General features: G+C 65.4%; 25 protein-coding genes. 19 read left to right on the top strand and 6 right to left on the bottom strand.

The features are described from left to right. Positions 1-179: 179 nt before the first annotated feature. Complete coding sequence (locus B1A78_RS04665) at positions 180-1619, bottom strand: NAD-dependent succinate-semialdehyde dehydrogenase (RefSeq protein ID WP_077145834.1); 1440 nt, start codon at positions 1617-1619, stop codon at positions 180-182. A 46-nt stretch (positions 1620-1665) separates the two neighbouring features. Further along, a complete protein-coding gene (locus B1A78_RS04660) occupies positions 1666-2265 on the bottom strand; it encodes a TIGR02466 family protein (RefSeq protein WP_077145833.1) in 600 nt (199 codons plus the stop codon). 46 nt (positions 2266-2311) lie between these two features. Between B1A78_RS04660 and B1A78_RS04655 the strand changes: the two genes are divergently transcribed. From B1A78_RS04655 to B1A78_RS04640, 4 genes are read left to right on the top strand one after another with little or no spacing between them, the layout of a single operon-like run. Further along, the gene (locus B1A78_RS04655) at positions 2312-3232 is read left to right on the top strand and encodes an SMP-30/gluconolactonase/LRE family protein (protein WP_077145832.1); all 921 of its coding nucleotides are present in this window, start codon (positions 2312-2314) and stop codon (positions 3230-3232) included. A 31-nt stretch (positions 3233-3263) separates the two neighbouring features. Beyond that, complete coding sequence (locus B1A78_RS04650) at positions 3264-3521, top strand: type II toxin-antitoxin system Phd/YefM family antitoxin (protein WP_077145831.1); 258 nt, start codon at positions 3264-3266, stop codon at positions 3519-3521. After that, positions 3518-3904 carry a type II toxin-antitoxin system VapC family toxin gene (locus B1A78_RS04645; protein ID WP_077145830.1) on the top strand — a complete coding sequence of 129 codons (387 nt, stop codon included), beginning with the start codon at positions 3518-3520 and terminating at the stop codon, positions 3902-3904. Before B1A78_RS04650 ends, B1A78_RS04645 begins: the two co-directional genes overlap by 4 nt. 12 nt (positions 3905-3916) lie before the next feature. Next, a complete protein-coding gene (locus B1A78_RS04640; RefSeq protein ID WP_077145829.1) occupies positions 3917-4606 on the top strand; it encodes a VIT family protein in 690 nt (229 codons plus the stop codon). Here B1A78_RS04640 and B1A78_RS04635 read toward each other — a convergent pair. Beyond that, positions 4603-4977 (bottom strand): DUF488 domain-containing protein, encoded by a 375-nt coding sequence (locus tag B1A78_RS04635; RefSeq protein WP_077145828.1) that lies wholly within the window; start codon positions 4975-4977, stop codon positions 4603-4605. The two genes, B1A78_RS04640 and B1A78_RS04635, sit on opposite strands and share 4 nt — an antisense overlap. Positions 4978-5033: 56 nt before the next feature. Here B1A78_RS04635 and B1A78_RS04630 point away from each other — a divergent pair, with 56 nt between their 5' ends. From B1A78_RS04630 to B1A78_RS04620, 3 genes are all read left to right on the top strand, one after another. Then, positions 5034-6143: a DUF2855 family protein gene (locus tag B1A78_RS04630; RefSeq protein ID WP_077145827.1), complete on the top strand. Its 1110-nt coding sequence runs from the start codon at positions 5034-5036 to the stop codon at positions 6141-6143. Positions 6144-6317: 174 nt separating this feature from the next. Beyond that, the gene (locus tag B1A78_RS04625; protein WP_256837470.1) at positions 6318-7937 is read left to right on the top strand and encodes a peroxidase family protein; all 1620 of its coding nucleotides are present in this window, start codon (positions 6318-6320) and stop codon (positions 7935-7937) included. Between the two features lie 59 nt (positions 7938-7996). Further along, on the top strand, positions 7997-8656 hold the full coding sequence (locus B1A78_RS04620) for an HAD-IA family hydrolase (protein ID WP_077145825.1): 660 nt from the start codon (positions 7997-7999) through the stop codon (positions 8654-8656). On the opposite strand, the gene B1A78_RS04615 is transcribed toward B1A78_RS04620, so the two are convergent. Beyond that, positions 8648-9538, bottom strand: coding sequence for a LysR family transcriptional regulator (locus tag B1A78_RS04615; RefSeq protein ID WP_077145842.1), 891 nt, complete (start codon positions 9536-9538; stop codon positions 8648-8650). The genes B1A78_RS04620 and B1A78_RS04615 overlap by 9 nt on opposite strands. An 87-nt stretch (positions 9539-9625) precedes the next feature. Between B1A78_RS04615 and B1A78_RS04610 the strand changes: the two genes are divergently transcribed. The 7 genes from B1A78_RS04610 to B1A78_RS04580 all read left to right on the top strand — a co-directional run bounded on the left by B1A78_RS04610 (position 9626) and on the right by B1A78_RS04580 (position 15567). Further along, positions 9626-10336, top strand: a complete 711-nt coding sequence (locus tag B1A78_RS04610) for a CoA transferase subunit A (protein WP_077145824.1) — start codon at positions 9626-9628, stop codon at positions 10334-10336. Beyond that, complete coding sequence (locus B1A78_RS04605; protein WP_077145823.1) at positions 10336-11211, top strand: HAD family acid phosphatase; 876 nt, start codon at positions 10336-10338, stop codon at positions 11209-11211. Before B1A78_RS04610 ends, B1A78_RS04605 begins: the two co-directional genes overlap by 1 nt. Continuing rightward, a complete protein-coding gene (locus tag B1A78_RS04600) occupies positions 11211-11846 on the top strand; it encodes a CoA transferase subunit B (RefSeq protein ID WP_077145822.1) in 636 nt (211 codons plus the stop codon). The genes B1A78_RS04605 and B1A78_RS04600 overlap by 1 nt, the downstream gene beginning before the upstream one ends. After that, a complete protein-coding gene (locus B1A78_RS04595) occupies positions 11839-12288 on the top strand; it encodes a hypothetical protein (protein ID WP_077145821.1) in 450 nt (149 codons plus the stop codon). Before B1A78_RS04600 ends, B1A78_RS04595 begins: the two co-directional genes overlap by 8 nt. 79 nt (positions 12289-12367) lie before the next feature. Beyond that, positions 12368-13660 carry a serine hydrolase gene (locus B1A78_RS04590; protein WP_077145820.1) on the top strand — a complete coding sequence of 431 codons (1293 nt, stop codon included), beginning with the start codon at positions 12368-12370 and terminating at the stop codon, positions 13658-13660. Between the two features lie 131 nt (positions 13661-13791). Then, entirely contained in the window at positions 13792-14865 is a 1074-nt protein-coding gene (locus B1A78_RS04585; protein WP_077145819.1) for an acyltransferase, read from the top strand. Between the two features lie 15 nt (positions 14866-14880). Further along, the gene (locus B1A78_RS04580) at positions 14881-15567 is read left to right on the top strand and encodes a glutathione S-transferase family protein (RefSeq protein ID WP_256837469.1); all 687 of its coding nucleotides are present in this window, start codon (positions 14881-14883) and stop codon (positions 15565-15567) included. On the opposite strand, the gene B1A78_RS04575 is transcribed toward B1A78_RS04580, so the two are convergent. Continuing rightward, positions 15564-16082, bottom strand: coding sequence for a sterol desaturase family protein (locus tag B1A78_RS04575; RefSeq protein WP_077145817.1), 519 nt, complete (start codon positions 16080-16082; stop codon positions 15564-15566). The two genes, B1A78_RS04580 and B1A78_RS04575, sit on opposite strands and share 4 nt — an antisense overlap. A 92-nt stretch (positions 16083-16174) precedes the next feature. Here B1A78_RS04575 and leuC point away from each other — a divergent pair, with 92 nt between their 5' ends. The 5 genes from leuC to B1A78_RS04550 all read left to right on the top strand — a co-directional run bounded on the left by leuC (position 16175) and on the right by B1A78_RS04550 (position 19883). Continuing rightward, entirely contained in the window at positions 16175-17605 is a 1431-nt protein-coding gene (gene leuC / locus B1A78_RS04570) for a 3-isopropylmalate dehydratase large subunit (protein WP_077145816.1), read from the top strand. Continuing rightward, positions 17602-18192 (top strand): 3-isopropylmalate dehydratase small subunit, encoded by a 591-nt coding sequence (gene leuD / locus B1A78_RS04565; protein ID WP_077145815.1) that lies wholly within the window; start codon positions 17602-17604, stop codon positions 18190-18192. The genes leuC and leuD overlap by 4 nt, the downstream gene beginning before the upstream one ends. Positions 18193-18213: 21 nt before the next feature. Beyond that, positions 18214-19209 (top strand): NADPH:quinone oxidoreductase family protein, encoded by a 996-nt coding sequence (locus B1A78_RS04560; protein WP_077145841.1) that lies wholly within the window; start codon positions 18214-18216, stop codon positions 19207-19209. A 65-nt stretch (positions 19210-19274) separates the two neighbouring features. Further along, entirely contained in the window at positions 19275-19484 is a 210-nt protein-coding gene (locus B1A78_RS04555; protein WP_306171643.1) for a DUF167 domain-containing protein, read from the top strand. 99 nt (positions 19485-19583) lie between these two features. After that, the gene (locus B1A78_RS04550) at positions 19584-19883 is read left to right on the top strand and encodes a hypothetical protein (protein WP_077145814.1); all 300 of its coding nucleotides are present in this window, start codon (positions 19584-19586) and stop codon (positions 19881-19883) included. Here the strand turns inward: B1A78_RS04550 and B1A78_RS04545 are convergent. Continuing rightward, positions 19877-21103 (bottom strand): hypothetical protein, encoded by a 1227-nt coding sequence (locus B1A78_RS04545; protein WP_077145813.1) that lies wholly within the window; start codon positions 21101-21103, stop codon positions 19877-19879. The two genes, B1A78_RS04550 and B1A78_RS04545, sit on opposite strands and share 7 nt — an antisense overlap. Positions 21104-21174: the final 71 nt, after the last annotated feature.

Raw genomic sequence — 21174 nt, 5'->3', positions numbered from 1 at the left:
GCGCGCCGAGGCGGTGACGGGGCAGACGATCTTCGTCGACGGCGGCGCGCATCTGGCGCCGATGGCGCGCGATTTCGTTCAGTTGGAAAAAGACTGACCGTCGCCCCCGCGAAGGCGGGGCCGCACTCGGCCTTGCGCTACCTTGCCAGCGGCCCCCGCCTTCGCGGGGGCGACGAGTTCTAGTAGATATGCACCGCCTTGGTGACGAGATAGCCGTCGAGCCCTTCGGGGCCGCTCTCGCTGCCGAAGCCCGATTCCTTGATTCCGCCGAACGGCATGTCGAGCGTCGAGATGACGAAGCTGTTGACCCCGACCATGCCGCTTTCGATCGCATCGACGATGCGGTTGATGCGGCGGCCATTCTCGGTGAAGGCGAACGCCGCGAGGCCATAGGGCAGCCGGTTCGCCTGCTCGAGCGCCTCCTCCTCGGTGCCGAAGGGGCGGATCAGCGCCATCGGGCCGAAGGGTTCGTTGTTCATCGCATCGGCCTCGATCGGCACGTCGGCGATCGCGGTCGGCTGGAAGAAATAGCCGTTGCCGGTCGCCTCGCCGCCCGCGATGACGCGCGCGCCCTTAGCTTTGGCGTCGGCAACCAACGCCTCCAATGCCGGGATGCGGCGCGCGTTGGCGAGCGGGCCCATCTGCGTGTCAGCGTCGAGGCCGCTGCCGATCTTCACCTTCGCCGTCCGTTCGGCGAAGCCCTTCACGAACGCGTCATAGATGCCCTGCTGGACATAGAAGCGCGTCGGCGAGATGCAGACCTGGCCGGCGTTGCGGAACTTTTGCCACACGACCTTGTCGAGCGTCGCCTCGAGGTCGCAATCGTCGAAGATCAGCACCGGGGCGTGGCCGCCCAGTTCCATGGTGATGCGCTGCGCACGGTCGGCGGCGAGCTTCATCAGATGCTTGCCGACCGCGGTCGAGCCGGTGAAGCTGACCTTGCGGATCACCGGGCTGGCCAGCAGATGCCGGCTGATCATGTCGGGGTCGCCATAGACGAGCTGGACCGCGTCGCCGGGGATGCCCGCGTCGATCAGGCAGCGCATGATCGCGCTGGTGCAGCCCGGGGTCTCCTCGGGCGCCTTGGCAATCACCACGCAGCCGGCGGCGAGCGCGGGGGCGATTTTCTTGACCATCAGATTGACCGGGAAGTTCCAGGGGCTGAAACCCGCGACCGGACCGACGGGATGCTTGGTGACCATCGCGCGCTGGCCGAGCGGGCGCTGGAGCACCCGGCCCTCGATGCGCTTGCCCTGTTCGGCGAAATAGGCGAGCAGCCCGGCCGCCGACAGCACCTCACCGCGCGCCTCGCCGATCGGCTTGCCCTGTTCGAGCGTCAGCAGCGTTGCGATATGCTCGACGCGTTCGCGGATGAGGCCTGCGGCCTTGTGCATCAGCGCGGCGCGCTCGTCGGGGGTCTTGGCGCGCCATGTGGGCCAGCCGCGCTCGGCTGCGGCGAGCGCCTCGTCGAGGTCGGCGGCGGTCGCCACTGGCAGTTCGGCGATCGTGCCCGCGGTGGCTGGATTGAACACCGGCCGCGCCTCGCGTCCCTCGCCGCTCCGCCAGGCGCCGGCGATGAAAAGCTGGAGGTCGGCGTCGTAGGTCGCGGTGTCGGTCATGGGGGGTCCTTATGGGCGCAAGAGGATGCCGCCCATATAGTCGCCCTCAGCGATAGTTAAAGCTGATGCTGATGCGTTCGCCCTTGCCGGCATTGGGCATCACCTCGTGCCGCAGCCAGCTTTCCCACAGGAACACGCGGCCCGCCGCGGGCTGCGCATAGACGAAGGGCAACAGATGCTCGGGCGCGTCGTCGGTGCGCCCCGGCGCCGCCATCAGCATCGCGAGGCGCGGGTCCTCGAGCTTGAGTGCGCCGGACCCCGGCGGGACGGTGACGTAGAAAGTGCCCGACACGATGCTGTGCGGGTGGATATGCCCGCTGTGGGTGCCGCCGGGTCTCAGGATATTGACCCACAGGCTGTCGAGCTTCAGCGGCTTGGCGAGGTCGAAATGCGCCGCTTTGGCAAAGGCCTTTACCTCCTTGTCGAGCAGGCGTTTCAGATCGTGGAAGGCCGGGTCGCGTTCGGGCAGGTCGCCGAGGCTCGCGTAGCTGGTGTAGCCCTTATAGCCATGCTCGCGGCTCCAGCGTCGGCCCGCGCCATCCTCCTCGGCGAACAGGCGGCTGCTCTCCTCCAGCTCTTCGAGCAGGTCGGGAGAGCCGATATCGGCTTCGTAGAAAAGGCTGGCGAAGAGCGAACGAACGGGCATGATGGCCGCAAAGCACAGCGAATGACTGAGAGCAAGGGAGACGAGGATGGCCGAGTTTGAACTGATCGCCGATGGATTGCGCTTTCCCGAGGCGCCGGTGGTGATGGAGGACGGCAGCGTTATCGTCGTCGAGATCGAATCGGGCCGGATCACGCGCTGCTGGCCCGGCGGCCGGAAAGCGGTGATCGCCACCCCCGGCGGCGGCCCGAACGGCCTCGCCATCGGACCCGACGGCAAGCTTTATTGCTGCAACAACGGCGGCTTCAACTATGTCGAATCGAACGGCTATCTGGCGCCGCATGGCATCGCGAGCGACTATTCGGGCGGGCGGATCGAGCGCATCGACATCGACACCGGCGCGGTCGAGACGCTGTACAAATCGGGCGACCATGGCGTCACCTTGCGCGGTCCCAACGACATCATGTTCGACGCGCACGGCGGCTTCTGGTTCACCGACCATGGCAAGGTCGATTATGAAAAGCGCTGCCACGACATCGTCGGCATCTTCTACGCCAAGGCCGACGGCAGCTTCATCGAGGAAGTGATTTTCCCGTCGAACAACCCCAATGGCGTCGGCCTGTCGCCCGACGGGAGCGCACTCTACGCCGCCGAAACCTACACCTGCCGCCTGATGAAATTCAACATCACCGCGCCGGGCAAGGTCGCCCCCGATGCGGGACCCGGTGGCCCCGGCATCCCGCTCTATCGCCCCGCCGGCTATAAATTCTTCGACAGTCTCGCGATGGAGGCGAGCGGCAATATCTGCGTCGCAACGATCGGCGAATGCGGGGTTTCGGTCGTCTCGCCCGAAGGCGAACTGGTCGAGTTCGTCGCGACCGACGATATTTTCACGACCAACATCGCCTTTGGCGGCGCGGACATGCGGGACGCCTATATAACCCTGTCGGGGACCGGGCGGCTGGTGAAGACGCGCTGGGCGCGGCCGGGACTGGTGCTGCAATATTGACTTAGTTATGTGACTTAGCTAAGTCTATGGCATGACCGTCGTCACCATCCATGAAGCCAAAACGCACCTGTCGCGCCTGATCGCGCGCGTCCTCGCCGGCGAGGAAGTGACGATCGCGCGCGGCAAGGAACCCGTGGTCAAGCTGATGCCGGTGAACGCACCGCCGAAAGCGAAGCGCGTTCTGGGAACGTTGAAAGGCAAAATCGATCTCGACAGGGGGTTTTGGGATCCCCTGCCCGACGAGGATTTGGCATTGTGGAACGGCGAAGGCGCGACCGAGGCGCGATGAACCTTTTGCTCGACACGCACGCGCTGATCTGGGCCGCCAACGAGCCGGAAAAATTGCCGAAAGCTGTGCGGGCCGCCATTGAGGATGCGGACAATCACATCTGGATCAGCGCGGTGTCGGCCATCGAGGTCGCGATCAAGTTCCGAATTGGCAAGCTGGAAGGCGCGGACGAACTGGCCAAGCGATTCGAGATCGTGATCGCGGGTTTCGGCTTTGGCCAGTTGCCCATCACGGTCGCGCACGCCAGCCTAGCAGGCTTGCTGCCCTTCGAGCATCGCGATCCGTTCGATCGCATTTTGATCGCCCAGGCACAGATCGAGCAATATTCGCTAGTGTCGAACGAGAAGCTGTTCGACCAGTTCGGCGTCATTCGCTTCTGGTAGGGGAGCCAGCGCATGCACGAGGAAACCCATGCCGTTACCCGGATTGGCTGGCTGCGCGCCGCGATCCTCGGGGCGAATGACGGGATCGTTTCGACCGCGAGCCTGATCGCAGGGGTCGCGGCGGCAGGCGCGAGTTCCTCGTCGATCCTCGTCACCGGCACCGCCGGTCTCGTCGCCGGCGCGATGTCGATGGCGGCGGGCGAATATGTGTCGGTGAGTTCGCAGGGCGATGCCGAAAAGGCCGATGTCGAGCTTGAGAAGCGCCACCTCGCCGCCGATCCCGAGTTCGAGCTCGAGGAGCTGACGCAAATCTACGAGCAGCGCGGGCTCGACCGCGCGCTCGCCGAGCAGGTCGCGGTGCAGCTCACCGCGCACGACGCACTCGACACGCATCTGCGCGACGAACTCGGCATGACCGACGCGGCGATCGCGCGGCCGGGGCAGGCGGCAGTGGCTTCGGCGGCGAGCTTTTCGGTCGGGGCGGCGCTGCCGCTGGCGATGGTGCTGGTCGATCGCGGCGAATCGCTGCCCTTCACCGTATCGGCAGCGTCGCTCATCTTTCTCGCGATCCTCGGCGCGCTGGGTGCCCGGGTCGGACAGGCGCCGATGCTGCGCCCGGTGGTGCGCGTGACATTCTGGGGCGCGATGGCGATGGCGGCGACGATCGCGATCGGATCGCTGCTGGGGACGACGGTCGGCTAGCGGCGGTCGAGCCATTCGCGCAGCGCGACCGCATTGTTCCGGTCGGGGTCCTTCGCGGCATAGAGCAAAGTCGCGTCCCCCGCCGCGTCGAGCACCGCCAGCGCCGCCTGCACTTCCTCGTTCCCGGCATCGAGCTCGGCGAAATAATCGGTGCGGAACGCATCCCACGCCTCGTCCGATTCGGCGGTCGCGCCATGATAGGCCTTGCGCAAGCGATCGCTCGGCGAGAGCGGCTTCAGCCAGGCAGTCAGCGCCGCCTTCTCCTTCGACACGCCGCGCGGCCAAAGACGGTCGACGAGGAAGCGCGCGCCGTCGGATTCCGCTGCGGCATCGTGGATGCGTTTGACCGCGATTGTCAGGGGCCTGCTCATCTGTATGTATATCCGCCATCCCGCGTTCGCGGGCAAGCAGCCGGAGGGGTCCGCACATGAATGAAACCGGATGGGCGATCGATATCGATCGCGACGATATTGCGCGCGCCGAATTGGTCGCCGATCCCGCCGCGCCGTTGGCGCCGGGGCAGGTCCGCGTGGCCATCGGCAGCTATGCGATGACCGCCAACAACATCACCTATGCGGTGTTCGGCAAGCCCGCCGGGCTGTTCGGGAACGATCAGGGCTATTGGGATTTCTTCGCCGAGCGCGGCACGCCCGGCCGCCTGCCGGTCTGGGGCTTTGCGACGGTGACCGAAAGCACCGCCGAGGGCGTCGCGGTCGGCGAGACCTTCTATGGCTATTATCCGATGGCGAGCCATGCGGTGCTCAACGTCGGCAACGCCGGACCTGGCGGCTTTACCGATGTCACGCCGCGCCGCACCACCCTGCCCCCGATTTACAACCAGTATCAGCGCGTCGAGGCGCTGCACGACTATCGCGCCGCCGACCATGATTATTGGCCGGTGTTCCGCCCGCTCTTCCTCACCGGCTGGCTGATCGCCGACCAGTTCGAGGATGAGGGCGACTATGGCGTCCAGCAGATTCTGATCGCCAGCGCGTCGAGCAAGACCGCGATCGGGCTGGGCTTTTCGCTTGCGCAGCGGCCCGGGCATCGCCCCGAAACGATCGGGCTGACCAGCGCCGCCAACGTCGATGCGCTGGCGGCACAGGGCATTTACGACCGCGTCATCAGCTATGACCAGATCATGACGCTTAACGCCGCTACACCCGCGGCGCTCGTCGACATGGCGGGCAATGGCGCGGTGACGCGCGCGGTCCACAGCCATTTCGGCAGCAACCTCAAGGCCTCGATCATCGTCGGCAAGTCGCATTGGGATGCGCAGGCCGACGATGCAGGCCTTCCGGGTCCCGAACGGCAGGGCTTCTTCGCCCCCGGCCGCAGCCAGAAGCGCATCGCCGACTGGGGCGGCGCCGCCTTCGGGCAGAAGATCGCCGCGGCCTGGCTCGCCTTCATGGATGTCGCGCTGCGGATCGCGACGATCGACAAGCGCCGCGGCGGCGAAGCGGCGCTCGGCGCCTATCAGGACATGTTGTCGGGCCGCACCGACCCCAAGGCGGGGATCGTCGTCTTGCCGGGCTGAGCCATGGCGCGCCGCCCGTCGATTGGCGGTGCGGGGCGCCCGTTTTTCGTGTATAAGAGTCGTCCCGCTTCACAGCAGGGCAAGAACAGAACGCCGGTCGCTGCAACGGGCGTCCTTGATGCATCGCCGCTCGCCAAGTCCAGACTATCCCGATTACTGGATATGGAGAGCGACGTGGGTTCTTTTCTCGAAGATTTGGCATTGGGTGCCTTCACCGCGGTGGCGGGTCGCAGCGAGGTCAATGAGTTCCTGATCGACAAGTTGGTCGACAAGGCACGCAATCGCCCCCACCCGTGGAGCACGCGCTACGATTACATCTGCTGGGACGGGCTGACCGACCGCAGCTACAACGCCCGCTTGCTGCCCGCGAGGCGCTACCCCGATGCCGAGGCGATGGGGACGCGGCGCCCGCCCGAGGAACGCGTCGCCGAATTGTTCCGGCCCGGCCCCGAGGGCCAGCGCCCCTGCGCCAAATCGACCTGTCTGTTTCCGGCCTTTGCGCAATATCTGACCGACGGCTTCATCCGTACTCAGATTTCGAACAACGACGCGTTGACGAACCGGCGGCGAACCACCAGCAACCATGAAATCGACCTCAGCCCGCTTTACGGGCGCAATCGGCGCCAGACCGACGTCCTGCGGCTGCGCAGCGAGGGCGCGGGACGCAAGGGCCGGCTGAAGACGCAGGTGATCGGCGGCGAGGAATGGCCCCCCTATCTCCACCGCGACGACGGCAGCATCGATCCGCATTTCCTGGCCGATGACGGCAGCCAGATCCTCGACCCGCCGCTCGGGCTCGACCATGCCACGCCCGACGGCCGACGATCGCTGTTCGCGGTGGGCGGCGACCGCGCCAATGCGTCGCCCCAGGTGACGATGGTCAACACGCTGTTCCTGCGTGAACACAACCGGATGGCGGGACTGCTGGAGGCGCAGAACTCCGGCTGGGACGACGAGCGCGTTTTCCAGATCGCACGCAACATCCTGATCTTCATGTTCATCAAGATCGTGGTCGAAGAATATATCAACCACATCAACACCTCGTCCTTCCGCTTTCGCGCCGATCCCGAGGTCGCTTGGAAAGCCCATTGGAACCGCCCCAACTGGATGACCGCCGAATTCAGCCTGCTGTATCGCTGGCATTCGCTGGTGCCCGAAAATCTGAAATGGGGTACGGCGACGATCCCCGGCGGCGCGCTGCTGCTCGACAACCGGCTGGTGGTGCGCGACGGGCTGGCGACCGCTTTCGCCGAGATTTCGGCGAACCAGGCGATGCGGCTGGGGTTGCACAATTCGGCGAGCTTCCTGATCCGCGCCGAAACCAAGGCCGTCGAACAGGCGCGCACCAACCATATCGACGGCTATAACGCCTATCGCGACGCGATGGGACTCGACCGCGCCGAGAGTTTTCGCGACATCGTCGGCAAGAGCAAGAATGCGGCCGAGGACGCGCGGCGCAAGGCTCTCGCCAGCGAATTGGAAGCACTCTACGGCCAAGTCGACAATGTGGAATTCTATGTCGGCCTGTTCGCCGAGCCGGTCGAACACAATGGCCCACTGCCCGACCTCATATTGGCGATGGTGGCGATGGATGCCTTTTCACAGGCGCTGACCAACCCGCTGCTCAGCCGGCACGTCTATGGCGATCCGGCCAACCGCGCGCTTGCCTTCACCGCCAAGGGGCTCGAGGCGATCGAGGCGACGCGGACGCTGCGCGACATATTGACGCGCAACGCCCGCGGGCTCGGCGACCGCTTCGTCGGAATGACGCGGCCGGAGTGGCGACGCGACTGACGCCGCTGATGCCGCAATGGTGATTTGACGCGACGGGCAAATTTCGCTCTAGCCGCGCCATGTCCATCACCACTGTCATTTTCGACTTCGGCGGCGTCATCACCGCCTCGCCCTTCGAAGCCTTCAACCGGCTCGAGGAAGAGCGCGGGCTGCCGCGCGATTTCGTGCGGCGGGTCAATGCCGCCAATCCTGACGACAATGCCTGGGCGAAGTTCGAGCGCGCCGAGATCGACGCCGCGGCGTTCGACAGTCTGTTCGCCGAGGAAGCACGCACGCTGGGGCATGAATTGCAGGGCGAAGCCGTGCTCGCAGTGATCGCAGGCGCAGTGCGCCCCGACATGGTGAAGGCGCTCGACACGCTGAAGGCAAAAAGCTTTCGCATCGGATGCATCACCAACAATGTCCCCGGCGGCAAGATGGGGATCAAGGGCGCCGGCATGACGCGCAGCGAGGAAGCCGCGATCGAGGTCGCCGCCATCATGGCGCGCTTCGAACATGTGATCGAATCGAGCAAGGCGGGGGTGCGCAAGCCCGACCCCGCCATTTATCTGATGATGTGCGAGAAGCTCGGCGTCGAACCGGCCGAGTGCGTCTATCTCGACGACCTGGGCATCAACTGCAAACCGGCAGCTACGCTCGGCATGCATGCGATCAAGGTGACGAGCGGCGAGCAGGCGCTGGCCGACCTGTCGGCGGCGCTGGGCATCCGGCTACCCTGACGTTTCGGCGAGGTCGAGCGCGCCCGCACGTTCGAAAATTCGCGCCAGCACCGGCTCGCTGTCCGCGACGCGCATCGCGACATGGAAAGCGACCGGCGCAAGCGCCGGCATGGCCGCTATCTCGACAAGCGCGCCGCTGACCAACTCGCCGCGCACCATCGGTTCGGGAAAGATGCCGATGCCGCCGCCGGTGCGCGCGATGTCGATCATCGTGCGGGCGTTGTTGCACAGGTTCAGCGATTTCTGTGCGATGCGCGACGCGGTGATCGCGTCGCGCATGCGGCCGTGGATCGGCGAGGGACTGGCGAGCGACCAGACGGGCACCCCCTCCCCTTGTGCAAAGGCCGCCGCGACGGCGGGACTGGCGAGCCAGACGAGCGCAACCTCGCCGATCGGGCTGGTCTTGAGCGCCGGATGCGCGATCGGACCCGCGGCAAAGACCATGTCCATGCGGCCGGTGAGCAATTGCTGGATCAGGTTCGCGGTGAGGTCGATTTCGATCTCGAGCCCGACGCCAGGCATGTCGGCCTTGAGCGCGGCAACGAAGCCGGGCAGGCAGCTTGCCGCCGCGATCTCGCCCGCGCCGATGCGCACCACCCCGCTCGCCTCGCCATAGCCACCGCTGCCGAGCAGCGCGAGTTGCATGTCGCGGAGCAGCGGGTCGCAGTCGCGCACCAGCTTGCGCCCCGCCGCGGTCAGCGACATCGTGCGCCCGTCGCGGCGGAACAGCGTCGAACCGAGCCGCTGTTCGAGTTCGCGCATCCGCGCCGACACCGCCGGCTGGGTCGTGTTCAGCCGCTCGGCGGCGGCCGAGAAGGTGCCGAGCCGGTCGATCCAAAGCAGGGTTTCGAGATGGTAGAGCGAGACACGACTGATAGACATCATTTATGCATAATCGAAAATTAGAAAAATTAGAATTGATGGATCAAATGCGCCAAACTTGCCGCCGCAACCACGAGGAGTCCGTTCATGGGTAACAAGCGCTATGCCGACGCAGCCGCCGCACTCGAAGGGCTGCTCTTCGACGGCATGCAGATTTGCGCGGGCGGTTTCGGCCTCTGCGGCATCCCCGAACGGCTGATCGATGCGATCCGCGATGCGGGCACGAAAGACCTGACCATCGCATCGAACAACGCCGGGATCGACGGCGAAGGGCTCGGCAAGCTGCTGCGCACCAGGCAGGTCAAAAAGATGATCTCCTCCTATGTCGGTGAGAACAAGGAGTTCGAGCGGCAATATCTGGCGGGCGAGCTCGAGGTCGAATTCTGCCCGCAGGGTACGCTCGCCGAGCGCTGCCGCGCGGGCGGTGCGGGCATCCCCGGCTTCTACACCAAGACCGGCGTCGGCACGCTCGTTGCCGAGGGCAAGGAAGTGAAGAATTTCGACGGGCAGGATTATATCCTCGAACGCGGCATCTTCGCCGACCTCGCGATCATCAAGGGGTGGAAGGCCGACGAGAGCGGCAATTTGATCTTCCGCAAGACCGCGCGCAACTTCAACCAGCCGATGGCGACCGCCGCGAAGATCTGCGTCGCCGAGGTCGAGGAAATCGTCCCGACCGGCAGCCTCGATCCCGACAGCATCCACCTGCCCGGCATCTATGTGAAGCGCATGATCGTCGGCGCGCCTTACGACAAGAAGATAGAGTTTCGCACGACCCGTCCGCGCGAGATCGCCTGATGCGAAGCTTCGCCCTTACCGCCACGCTGCTACTCGCGGGATGCGCGAATGCGCCCGCGCCGGTTGCAACAAGGCCCCCGCCGACCGCGGCGGTGCCTGCCGACGCGGCCAAGCCGCCGGTCGCGTTGCAATATCTCTACGGCTCGCCCGAGGCCGCCGTCGCAGTGCGTGCGACCAATAAGCGGATTGCCGACTATGGCGTGTGGCGGATCAGGGAGCGACCGAGGGACAGCGTCGTGCTGGCGCCGGGGGCGACGATTGACGCCCCGGCGTTCGAGCCTTGCGGCGACAAGCCTTTCGCCGCGGTCTTCGACGCCGACGAGACGCTGATCTGGAACCTCGGCCCGATGCGCCATTTCGCCGAGACGGGCACGGCCTTCGATCCCAAGGTCTGGGACCAGTGGGAAAAGACCGGCGCGGGCAAGGCCGTCGCGATGCCCGGCACGCTCGAGATGGTGAACGCCCTGCGCGCCGCTGGGATCACCGTGATAGCCAACACCAACCGCAGCGCCGCCAATGCCAAGGGCAGCGAGGACACGCTGCGCGCCGCCGGGCTCGGCGAGTTCAAGCATGGCGAGACCCTGTTCCTGATGGGTGACGATGCCGGCGGGTCGAGCAAGGACGGCCGCCGCGCGACGATCGCGTCGAAATATTGCGTCATCATTCTCGGCGGCGACCAGCTCGGCGACTTCAGCCAGCAGTTCAACGTCAAGGACTTGCCTGCGGCGCAGCGCATGGCGCTCGCGACCGGCGCGGGCGCGAGCGCTCTCTGGGACAAGGGCTGGTTCCTTTTCCCGAACCCCGTCTATGGCCCATGGGAAAAACTGGGCTGGGACGACGCCTTCCCCTCCGACAAAAATTGGGAGCCGAAATAATGGCCTGGACGCGTGATGACATGGCGGCGCGCGCCGCGAAGGAACTGCAGGACGGCTATTACGTCAACCTCGGCATCGGCATCCCGACGCTGGTCGCGAATCATATCCCCGCCGGGATGACGGTGACGCTCCAGTCGGAGAATGGCATGCTCGGCATCGGCCCCTTCCCGCTCGAAGGCGACGAGGATGCCGACCTGATCAACGCGGGCAAGCAGACGATCAGCGAGCTCCCGCAGTCGGCCTATTTCTCGAGCGCCGACAGTTTCGCGATGATCCGCGGCGGGCATATCGACCTCACCGTGCTCGGCGCGATGGAGATTGCCGAGAATGGCGACATCGCCAACTGGATGATCCCCGGCAAGATGATCAAGGGCATGGGCGGCGCGATGGACCTCGTCGCCGGGGTGAAGAAGATCATCGTCGTGATGGAGCATGTTGCCAAGGACGGCAGCCCGAAATTCATCCCGGCGTGCACGCTGCCGCTGACCGGCCAGAATGTCGTCGACATGATCATCACCGACCTCGCGGTGTTCAAGCGCGACGACCATGACAGCCCGTTCAAGCTGATCGAACTCGCCCCGGGCGTCACCGCCGAGGACGTCGCCGAAAAGACGACCGCCCATTATATTGCCTGACGTCGCGGCCCATCCCGGCTCGACCTGGCTGATCGTCGGCGGATCGCTGTCGGTGGTCGCGGCGCTGCTCCATATCGCCTGCATTTTCGGCGGGCCCGACTGGTACCGCTTTTTCGGCGCGGGCGAGAGCATGGCGCGCGCCGCGGCGCAGGGCCTGTGGCGGCCGGCGCTGATCACGCTCGCGATCGCCGCGATACTGATGGTTTGGGCGGCCTTCGCCTTTTCGGGTGCGGGTCTGCTGCCGCGCCTGCCTTTGCTGCGCACCGGGCTGGTGGCGATCACCGCCATCTATCTGCTGCGCGGGCTGATCTTTGTGCCGCTCAACCTGTGGCGTCCGACGCATAGTGACGCTTTTGCGATCTGGTCGTCGGCGATCGTCCTCGTCTATGGCGCCGTTTATGCCATCGGGACGGTCAAGGCCTGGCGCTTTCTGGCGAGTTGAGCGCAGCCGGGGGTGACGGCGGCATAAGGCGAAGCTAAGACGGCGCCAAAATAGCAGGTCGCATCCAGTTTTCGAGTCCATGAAGCGTTTATTCCTTATCCTGTTCGCGGTCGCCGCGCTGTCTTTGGCCGGCTGGTTCGGCCTTCGTACGATGGGCGACGCCCACTCGCTGGTCAGCGTCGCCATCCCGATGCAGGCCCCGGCCGACCTGCCCGACACCCCCGCCGAATGGCGCGGGCGGATCGACTATCGCGCGCTCGACAAGCAGTTGAGTGACCTCGCGCAGCGACCCGAAATGGCGGGACTCGCGGTCGCGGTGGTCGAGGACGGCAAACTCAGCTTCGTGCGCACCTATGGGGTGTCCGACAGCACGACGGGGGCACAGGTGACGCCGCAGACCCTGTTCCGCTGGGCCTCGGTGTCGAAAACCGCGACGGGGATATTCGCCGCCGCGCTCGACAAGGACGGCAGTGTCGACCTGAACCGTCCGGTCGCCGCGCTGGGCACCTCGCTGCGCCTGCCCGGCGGAGCCGAGACGCATGTCACGCTCGACCAACTGCTCGCCCAGCGATCGGGCCTGACCAAAAACGCCTATGATGAAAGGCTGGAGGACGGACAGGACCCCGCGCTGCTCCGCGCAAGCCTCGCCGGTGCGCCGCTGCAATGCGAACCCGGCACTTGCCACACCTATCAGAATATCGCCTTCGACGCGGCGAGCGAGATATTGGCCAAGGCCGCGAACAAGCCCTTTGGCGACGCGATCGAAGATCGTTTTTTCCGCCCGCTCGGCATGGTCAGCGCAGGCTATGGCATGGCGCGGCTGACCGGCGCCAAGGACTGGGCGAAGCCGCACCGCGGCCGCCACGTCCGCCCGATCAAGGAAGCCTATTGGCGCGTCCCCGCCGCCGCAGGGGTCGAAAGCGACATCGTCGATTTCGCGACCTGGATGCAGGCGATGATGGGCGCGCGGACCGATGTCCTGCCGAACGCAGTGCTGCAGCTCGCGCATCGCCCGCGCGTCGGCACCGCGCATCTTTACGGCGGCGCGCTGCGCCAGGCCAACAAGGACGCCTCCTATGGCCTCGGCTGGCGCAGCTTCACCTATGAGGGGCATCGGCTCGAGGGCCATTCGGGCGCGGTCGAGGGCTATCGCGCGACGATGATCTTCGAACCCGCGACGCGGACCGGCGTGGTCGCGATGTGGAACAGCGACTGGGGCTTCCCCTTTCGCATCCCCTTTGCCGCGATCGACAGCTATCACAAGCGCCCCGGCGTGAACTGGCTCGACCTCAGCGAACTGCCGAAGACGGGCTCCCCTCTGCGTCCCAAAGCGATCGCAGGGGATTCGCGAGGCCCGTCGACCTTGCCCTGAACTCGGGTTGCCGAAAGCCCGACGCCCGCCAGCTTGCACTCCGATGCGCGGCCTAAATCTATGGAAGCGTCGCGATTTCTGCTCTAGCGAGCACAGTCAGGGCATCGGGAAACGACAGGGGTGAAGACAGAATGATCGCGGCGCCGACCAATGATCACAAGGTCGTGAACTATTATCACGGCCTCGACACGATTCGGCTGATTTGCGCTGCTATTGTTGCGATCGGCCATCATTATTCGAATTTCCGGATTTTCGAATCGGATCGCTACAACCGGCTGATTTCGTCGGGATGGGACATATTGTGGAACGGCCCGGCGGCTGTCATCGTCTTCTTCATCATATCAGGACTCGTCATTCACGCCCCCTATCATCGAGGCAAGGCGTTCGACACGGGTGAATTTTACGTCAAACGGTCGATCCGGATCGTCATTCCGTCGATCGTCTTCATGATCGCCTTCGTGTTCCCCGACATCGACAGGATCACCGAGGTCGGCTGGAAGGGTACCGTCCTGTGGAGCCTGATCTGCGAACTCATCTATTATTTCCTCTATCCCTTCCTCGTCCGCTTCAACGGACGCATGCACATTCCGCTTGCCATTTCATGCGTCGTCACACTGCTAATCTATTATTTCTATACCGACGTGTTCGTTGAAAATCGCAATTATCGTGCCTTTGGGTACGGCACCTTCCTGGTCGGCTTTCCCTGCTGGCTCGCGGGTTGCTGGCTTGCGGAAAACCTGCACCGCTTCCGCCGGATTTCCGATCTCCGTATGAACCTCATGCGGGTGGGTATCTTCGCGCTGGCGGTCGTGTTCAAGCTCGCGAAGACGCAACTCGTCAGCCTCGGAATTTTCACCTCGGCAGCCTTTCTGCTGAATATTTATGCGATCTTTGCGACGATATGGCTCGGCTTCGAATTGATGCAGATGCTCGACCGGACCAAACCGGCGATGTTCGACCGCATGGGCCTGGCCACCTTTAGCCTTTATCTCGTACATCCGGTAGCGATGCGATGGTTCGACGGTGGCGATCACGGTATCCTGTCGCTGCTGCTCTATTTCGTCGTGACCGCCATCATGACCTATATCTTTTATCTGCTGTGCGAACGGCCGAGCCACCGTCTCGCGCACAAGCTTGGGAACAGGCTCGTCGGCCGGGCTCCCACCGCACGGCGAAGCGCGAGCGCCGGGGCGACGATCGATTAAGCGATGGAGAAGCCCGTGAACGGCTACGAACTGATTACCGCCAACCGCAACTATTCGAGCTGGTCGCTGCGTCCCTGGATGTTGATGCAGGGACTCGGCATCGCGTTCGAAGACCGCATCGAGCCCTTCACCCTGCCGGTGAACTATGACGCCTTCCGCAGCTTTTCGCCGACGGGCCAGGTGCCCGCGCTGCTCCACGAAGGGCGCACCATTTACGACTCGCTGGGCATCGCGCTCTACCTAGCCGACCGGCACGCGGGCGTGTGGCCTGCCGATCCCGATGCCCGAGCATGGGCACAGTGCGCGACCGCCGAGATGCACAGCGGTTTTGCCGCGCTGCGAGGCGATTGCACGATGAATGTCGGGGTGCGCGTGACGCCCAAGCCGATGTCCGACGCGCTTGCCGCCAATGTCGCACGCATCCGCGAATTGTTCGAGGAGGGGCTCGCGCGCTTCGGCGGGCCGTGGCTCGCTGGACCCGATTTCAGCGCGGTAGATGCCTTTTTCGCGCCGGTCGCCTATCGCATCCGCACCTATGGCCTCGACGTCGGCGCCGGGCAGGCGTGGGTCGACCATATGCTCGCGCATCCCGCGATGCAGAAATGGGAACGGCAGGCGCTGATCGAGGAATGGCGCGAGGAGAGCCACGAGGCCGAGCTGGCGGCGGCGGGTATGGTTACGGCCGATTACCGGACAGGCTAGTCCGCGATCGCTTCACGCACCACCGCGATCCCGGCCTCGCGCTGCGCCTTGAGTTCTGCTTTCAGCTTCGCGGGATCGCGCGCGAAGACGAAGCCGAAGCTGACCCCGCCCTCCTTGCCGATCGTCGCATGGTGGAGCTTGTGCGCCTGCACCAGCCGCTTCGCGTAGCCGCGTCGCGGCACCCAGCGGAAATAACGCTGGTGGACGAGGCCGTCGTGCACCAGCGTGTAGATGATGCCGTAGAAGAGCACGCCGAGGCCGATCCACGTCCCCGGCTCCCACGCCGAGCCGCCCATGATCATCGGGCTGCCCGCCGCGAACATCGAAATGCTGAGTGCTGCGCCGAAGATCGCGAACAGGTCGTTCTTTTCCAGCAACTTGTCGTGCGGCTCGTGATGGTCGCGGTGCCAGGCCCAGCCGAAGCCGTGCATGATATATTTGTGGCTGCCCCAGGCGACGAGCTCCATCGCCACGACGGTGGCGAGGACGAGCAGGATGATGGCGAGCAGCGACATGCCCGGCTTATACTCTAACGTGCGCGACCGAAAATTGCGTTTTTGATCGCCACTCGCTTGCAAAGTTATCCGGCAGGCGTAAGTGAACCCGCATGACTCGGCCCCGCACCCTTTATGAGAAAATCTGGGACGCGCATGTCGTCGAACAGCGCCCCGATGGTACCGCCCTGATCTTCATCGACCGTCACCTCGTCCATGAAGTCACCAGCCCGCAGGCCTTTGCCGGGCTTCGCGCGAGCGGCCGCACCGTGCGCCGCCCCGACCTGACGCTCGCGGTGCCCGATCACAATCTGCCGACCACCGCGCGGCTCGATGCTAACGGCAACAAGCTGCCCATCGCCGACCCCGAAAGCGCGGCGCAGCTCGCGGCGCTCGAAAAGAACGCGCCGGAATTCGGCATCCGCTACATCGACGCGGTCGCACCCGAACAGGGCATCGTGCATGTCGTCGGCCCCGAGCAGGGCTTTTCGCTGCCCGGCACGACGATCGTCTGCGGCGACAGCCACACCGCGTGCCACGGCGGCATCGGCGCGCTCGCCTTCGGCATCGGGACGAGCGAGGTCGAGCATGTGCTCGCGACACAGACGCTGCTGCTCCAGCCCGCCAGGACGATGGAAGTCCGCGTCGAGGGCGAGGTCGGCCCCGGCATCAGCGCCAAGGACATCATCCTCCACATTACCGGCACCATCGGTGCCGCGGGCGGCACCGGCCATGTCATCGAATATACCGGCAGCGCGATCCGCAGCCTGAGCATCGAGGGCCGGCTGACGGTGAGCAACATGGCGATCGAGGGCGGAGCGCGCGCCGGGCTGATCGCGCCCGACGAGGTCACGTTCGCCTATCTCAAGGGCCGCCCCTATGCGCCCAAGGGCGCCGACTGGGACGCCGCGGTCGCATATTGGAAGAGCCTCGCGACCGATCCGGGTGCGACCTACGACAAGGTCGTGGTGATCGACGCCGCCGACATCGCGCCGAGCGTGACGTGGGGCACCAGCCCCGAGGATGTCGTGCCGATCACCGGGGTCGTCCCCGATCCCGCAAGCTTCGCCGACCCGTCGAAGCAGACTGCCGCCGCCAAGAGCCTTGCCTATATGGGCCTCGAACCCGGCACGCGGATGCAGGACGTGCCGATCGAGAATATCTTCATCGGCAGCTGCACCAACAGCCGCATCGAGGACATGCGCGCCGCCGCCGCGGTCATCAAGGGCCGCAAGAAGGCCGACAATGTCAAATGGGCGATCGTCGTCCCCGGTTCGGGGCTGGTGAAGGCGCAGGCCGAAGCCGAGGGGCTCGACCGCATCTTCACCGACGCGGGGCTCGAATGGCGCGAACCCGGTTGCTCGGCGTGCCTCGCGATGAACCCCGACAAGGTGCCCGCGGGCGAGCGCTGTGCGAGCACGAGCAACCGCAATTTCGTCGGCCGCCAGGGGCCCGGCAGCCGTACCCACCTCGTCAGCCCCGCGATGGCGGCGGCGGCGGCGGTGACCGGCAAGCTGACCGATGTGCGGGAGTTGATGGCATGACCCCGCTGGGTGAAGTCGACGGCCGCGCGATCCCGTTCGGGCTGAAGAATGTCGATACAGACGTCATCATCCCCGCGCATTGGCTGAAGGGCACGACGCGCGAGGGCATGGGTCGCGGCGCGTTCGAGGCGATCCGCAAGGATCCCGATAATATCTTCGACAGCGCCGAGTTTAAGGGCGCGCCGATCCTGATCGCCGGCGACAATTTCGGTTGCGGGTCGAGCCGCGAGCATGCCGCCTGGGCGCTCGGCGACCTCGGCATCCGCGTCGTCATCGCGCCCTCCTACTCCGACATCTTCTCGGGCAATGCGGTCAAGAACGGGATTCTCCCTGTCGTCCTGCCGCAGGCGGCGATCGACCGGCTGATGGAGGTCGCGCAGACCGATCCGGTGCATGTCGACCTCGAAAACCAGACGGTGACGACGATGTTCCAGGATCGCTTCACCTTCGAAATCGACCCGTTCCGCAAGATGTGCCTGCTCGAAGGGCTCGACGAGATTTCGATCACCGAAAAGAGCGATGCCGCGATCGGCGATTATGAGAAAAAACTGGCGCAGGACCGGCCCTGGCTGCAACCTTCGCTGTAACACCCCTGTGAGGAGAAGATGATGAAGGCTCTTTTGTCGACCGCCACCGGCGGCCCCGAAACGTTGACGCTGGGCGAGCTGCCGCGCCCTACCGCGGGGGCCGGGCAGATCGTGATCGACGTGAAGGCCTGTGCGGTCAACTTCCCCGACGTGCTGATCATCGAGGACAAATATCAGTTCAAGCCCGAGCGCCCCTTCGCCCCCGGCGGCGAGGTTGCGGGGCTGGTTGCGGAAGTTGGCGAAGGTGTCACGGACTTCAAGGTCGGCGACCGGGTGATCGCGGGGTGCGGCAACGGCGGAATGGCCGAGGCGATCGCGGTTTCGGTGCATAATGTCTATCACCTGCCCGAGGGGCATGACTTCGCCGAAGGTGCCAGCTTGCTGATGACCTATGGCACCAGCATCCATGCGCTGGTCGATCGCGGGCATATCAAGGAGGGCGACACGCTGCTCGTCCTTGGCGCGTCGGGCGGCGTCGGCATCGCGGCGGTCGAGCTGGGCAAGGCGTTCGGCGCGCGCGTCGTCGCGGGCGTGTCGAGCGAGGAGAAGGGCGAGATCGCCCGTCAGGCGGGTGCCGACGAGGTCGTCGTCTATGGCCGCCAGCCGTTCGACAAGGACCAGTCGAAGGAGCTCGCGAACAAGTTCAAGGAAGCGGTCGGCCCCGGCGGCGCGAACGTCATCTATGATGCGGTCGGCGGCGATTATGCCGAACCCGCGCTGCGCTCGATCGCGTGGGAGGGCCGCTACCTCGTCGTCGGTTTCCCCGCCGGCATCCCGCGCCTGCCGCTGAACCTGACGCTGCTCAAGAGCTGCGACGTCGCGGGCGTCTTCTGGGGCGCTTTCGTCGCGCGCGAACCCGCGCGCAACCGCGGCAATATCGCGCGGCTGTTCGCGCTGTGGGCGCAGGGCAAGATCAAGCCGCGCGTCACCGGCACCTATGCGCTCGCCGACGGCGGCCAGGCGATCGCCAAGCTCGGCGACCGCAGCGCGGTCGGCAAGCTGGTGGTGACCATCTGAAATATCGGCCCGCCCCCTCGCTGACCGCCGCGCTGCGCGCGCTGGCGGCGAGCGGGCGGCTGGAGGTGCGGGTGACGCCGGGCGCGCGCCGCGATGCGGTGGCGATCGCCGACGACGGCGTCCGGCTGCACGTCACCGCGCCGCCCGCCGACGGCGCCGCGAACGATGCGGTGCTGCGCCTGCTCGCGGCCGCGCTGGGGGTCGCACCGAGCCGGCTGACCCTGCTGCGCGGCGCGGCGGCGCGGATCAAGCTCGTCGGCGTCGCACTCGACTGATCGCAAAGCCTTTTCCCGGTTAACGCTTTGTCAGGGGCTCTCGCCTAAAGGTCGACCCGTGACAGTAGCGCTTCGAGCGTCTTTTGCGGGGCAGGAATGATGGCGAGTCGCCGTTCGATCGGAGAGGACAGGGCCGCGGGCATCGCGAATATTTCGCGTACCCGCCGTGCACAGCTCGTCGCCGAATTCGAAGGCGATCTGGGCATCGATCACAAGGCCCGCGCCAAGGCCATTTATGAAGCGAAACGGTGGAAGGTGATCAAGACGATCATTGTGTGGACGATCGCGCTGATGTTCTTTGCCATCGCCTGCCAGAAATTATGGCTGATGGGCGAAGCGGTCGACGAACCCTTTTCGGACCTGAACCCGATGCACGACCTGTTCGGCGGCGATCAATAGGCCCCAGCGCAGGCGGGATCGATCATCCGTTCGGGCGGCAGTTCGGCAACATCCTCGGCACGGGCCGGGATCGGAACCCCGATATCGACCTGCACCAGCGTCGCACCGCTCGCGGCCAATGCCGCGGCGATGCGGGGCCAGTGCGCGGCATCGGCAAAGAAGCGCATCTCCACCCCCGTGAGTTGCCCCGGCTTGATCTTCTTCGCGCTCCGCTCGACCTCGGCAACCAGCTTGTCCTGATCGCGCGCCGCGAACCACCGCCGCCGCAATTGCTCGGGCGGCGCGGCCAGCGCCAGACGGAAATCGTCGCGATAATCCTTTTCCATATACTCGCCCGGCTGGAGCAATTCGAAGGTCGTTTCGCCGAGCATGGCAGCGAAGGGATCGGCCGAATCCTCAAGCGCGCTGTCGTCCGCAGCCGGCCGCAGGCGCGTAGCCGCATGGTGCAGGTAACGGCGCCAGTCGTCCCTGTCGGTCGTTTCGGGATAGGCGAGAGCACCGCGTTCGAAGGCGAGATATTCGTTGAAGCTGGCAACCTGGCGCGTGTGCGCCGCGCAGGCACGCGGGGTCAGCGTCGCCATCCGCTCCGCCGCGATCGGATCGACCATGCCGTCGGCCAAGGCGATACGGACCGGAAAGCTGTCCGCGCTCATCATATCGCCGTCGGGCTCTGCCACCGCGACTTCCAGCCGGTCGCCGACAAAGCGGGGGTCGGCGCGGCGCCAGTGGATGCTGCTGACCGACGCCGGCAGCGCGTCGATGAAATAGGCGGGGACAATCTGGTCGAGCCGCAGCGAGCGCACCAGCGAGCCGCCCTCACCGTATAGGACGACGACATGATCGCCATGGCCCGTGCTGTGCCAATTATCGAAGCTGACGACATGGCGGCCGTCGTCGCCGACCAGAACATCGACCGGCGCGACCTCGTTGACCAGGGCACGGCTCCAGACCGAAACCCACTGCCCATCCTCCAGCCGTTCGAACCGGCCGAGGGGGCCTTCGGGTTCGGGCAGCGTCTCGCCGCGCGCCTTGGCCTCGAAATAGGCGAGTTGGCTGCCGATCTCGCGAGGCACCACGGTCAGGCGATATTGGCCATTTGCCGAGACATAGGTTTCGACCGCCGGGGGAGCCCAGCTATCGGCGCGCGCCGGGGCGATGGCGAACAGAAGAAGCGCGGCGAACAGCCACGCAAGATGTGATCTTATTCCCGAAAGATGCATCGCGCCGCCCCCCGAATAATGATATAGTGTTACATCTGGCGCGTCTGAAGTGCAAGGGGCAGAAGCCAGAC

Origin of the sequence: Sphingopyxis sp. KK2 (assembly GCF_001990265.1) — a bacterium.
Classification (GTDB): Bacteria; Pseudomonadota; Alphaproteobacteria; order Sphingomonadales; family Sphingomonadaceae; genus Sphingopyxis.
This window is presented reverse-complemented; position numbering and strand designations above follow the sequence as displayed.

Bases quoted from the DNA above. Each gene is read 5' to 3' on its own strand.
- B1A78_RS04665 (WP_077145834.1), bottom strand. From the start codon at position 1,619: ATGACCGACACCGCGACCTACGACGCCGACCTCCAGCTTTTCATCGCC.
- B1A78_RS04660 (WP_077145833.1), bottom strand. From the start codon at position 2,265: ATGCCCGTTCGTTCGCTCTTCGCCAGCCTTTTCTACGAAGCCGATATC.
- B1A78_RS04655 (WP_077145832.1), top strand. From the start codon at position 2,312: ATGGCCGAGTTTGAACTGATCGCCGATGGATTGCGCTTTCCCGAGGCG.
- B1A78_RS04650 (WP_077145831.1), top strand. From the start codon at position 3,264: ATGACCGTCGTCACCATCCATGAAGCCAAAACGCACCTGTCGCGCCTG.
- B1A78_RS04645 (WP_077145830.1), top strand. From the start codon at position 3,518: ATGAACCTTTTGCTCGACACGCACGCGCTGATCTGGGCCGCCAACGAG.
- B1A78_RS04640 (WP_077145829.1), top strand. From the start codon at position 3,917: ATGCACGAGGAAACCCATGCCGTTACCCGGATTGGCTGGCTGCGCGCC.
- B1A78_RS04635 (WP_077145828.1), bottom strand. From the start codon at position 4,977: ATGAGCAGGCCCCTGACAATCGCGGTCAAACGCATCCACGATGCCGCA.
- B1A78_RS04630 (WP_077145827.1), top strand. From the start codon at position 5,034: ATGAATGAAACCGGATGGGCGATCGATATCGATCGCGACGATATTGCG.
- B1A78_RS04620 (WP_077145825.1), top strand. From the start codon at position 7,997: ATGTCCATCACCACTGTCATTTTCGACTTCGGCGGCGTCATCACCGCC.
- B1A78_RS04615 (WP_077145842.1), bottom strand. From the start codon at position 9,538: ATGTCTATCAGTCGTGTCTCGCTCTACCATCTCGAAACCCTGCTTTGG.
- B1A78_RS04610 (WP_077145824.1), top strand. From the start codon at position 9,626: ATGGGTAACAAGCGCTATGCCGACGCAGCCGCCGCACTCGAAGGGCTG.
- B1A78_RS04605 (WP_077145823.1), top strand. From the start codon at position 10,336: ATGCGAAGCTTCGCCCTTACCGCCACGCTGCTACTCGCGGGATGCGCG.
- B1A78_RS04600 (WP_077145822.1), top strand. From the start codon at position 11,211: ATGGCCTGGACGCGTGATGACATGGCGGCGCGCGCCGCGAAGGAACTG.
- B1A78_RS04590 (WP_077145820.1), top strand. From the start codon at position 12,368: ATGAAGCGTTTATTCCTTATCCTGTTCGCGGTCGCCGCGCTGTCTTTG.
- B1A78_RS04585 (WP_077145819.1), top strand. From the start codon at position 13,792: ATGATCGCGGCGCCGACCAATGATCACAAGGTCGTGAACTATTATCAC.
- B1A78_RS04575 (WP_077145817.1), bottom strand. From the start codon at position 16,082: ATGTCGCTGCTCGCCATCATCCTGCTCGTCCTCGCCACCGTCGTGGCG.
- leuC (WP_077145816.1), top strand. From the start codon at position 16,175: ATGACTCGGCCCCGCACCCTTTATGAGAAAATCTGGGACGCGCATGTC.
- leuD (WP_077145815.1), top strand. From the start codon at position 17,602: ATGACCCCGCTGGGTGAAGTCGACGGCCGCGCGATCCCGTTCGGGCTG.
- B1A78_RS04560 (WP_077145841.1), top strand. From the start codon at position 18,214: ATGAAGGCTCTTTTGTCGACCGCCACCGGCGGCCCCGAAACGTTGACG.
- B1A78_RS04550 (WP_077145814.1), top strand. From the start codon at position 19,584: ATGGCGAGTCGCCGTTCGATCGGAGAGGACAGGGCCGCGGGCATCGCG.
- B1A78_RS04545 (WP_077145813.1), bottom strand. From the start codon at position 21,103: ATGCATCTTTCGGGAATAAGATCACATCTTGCGTGGCTGTTCGCCGCG.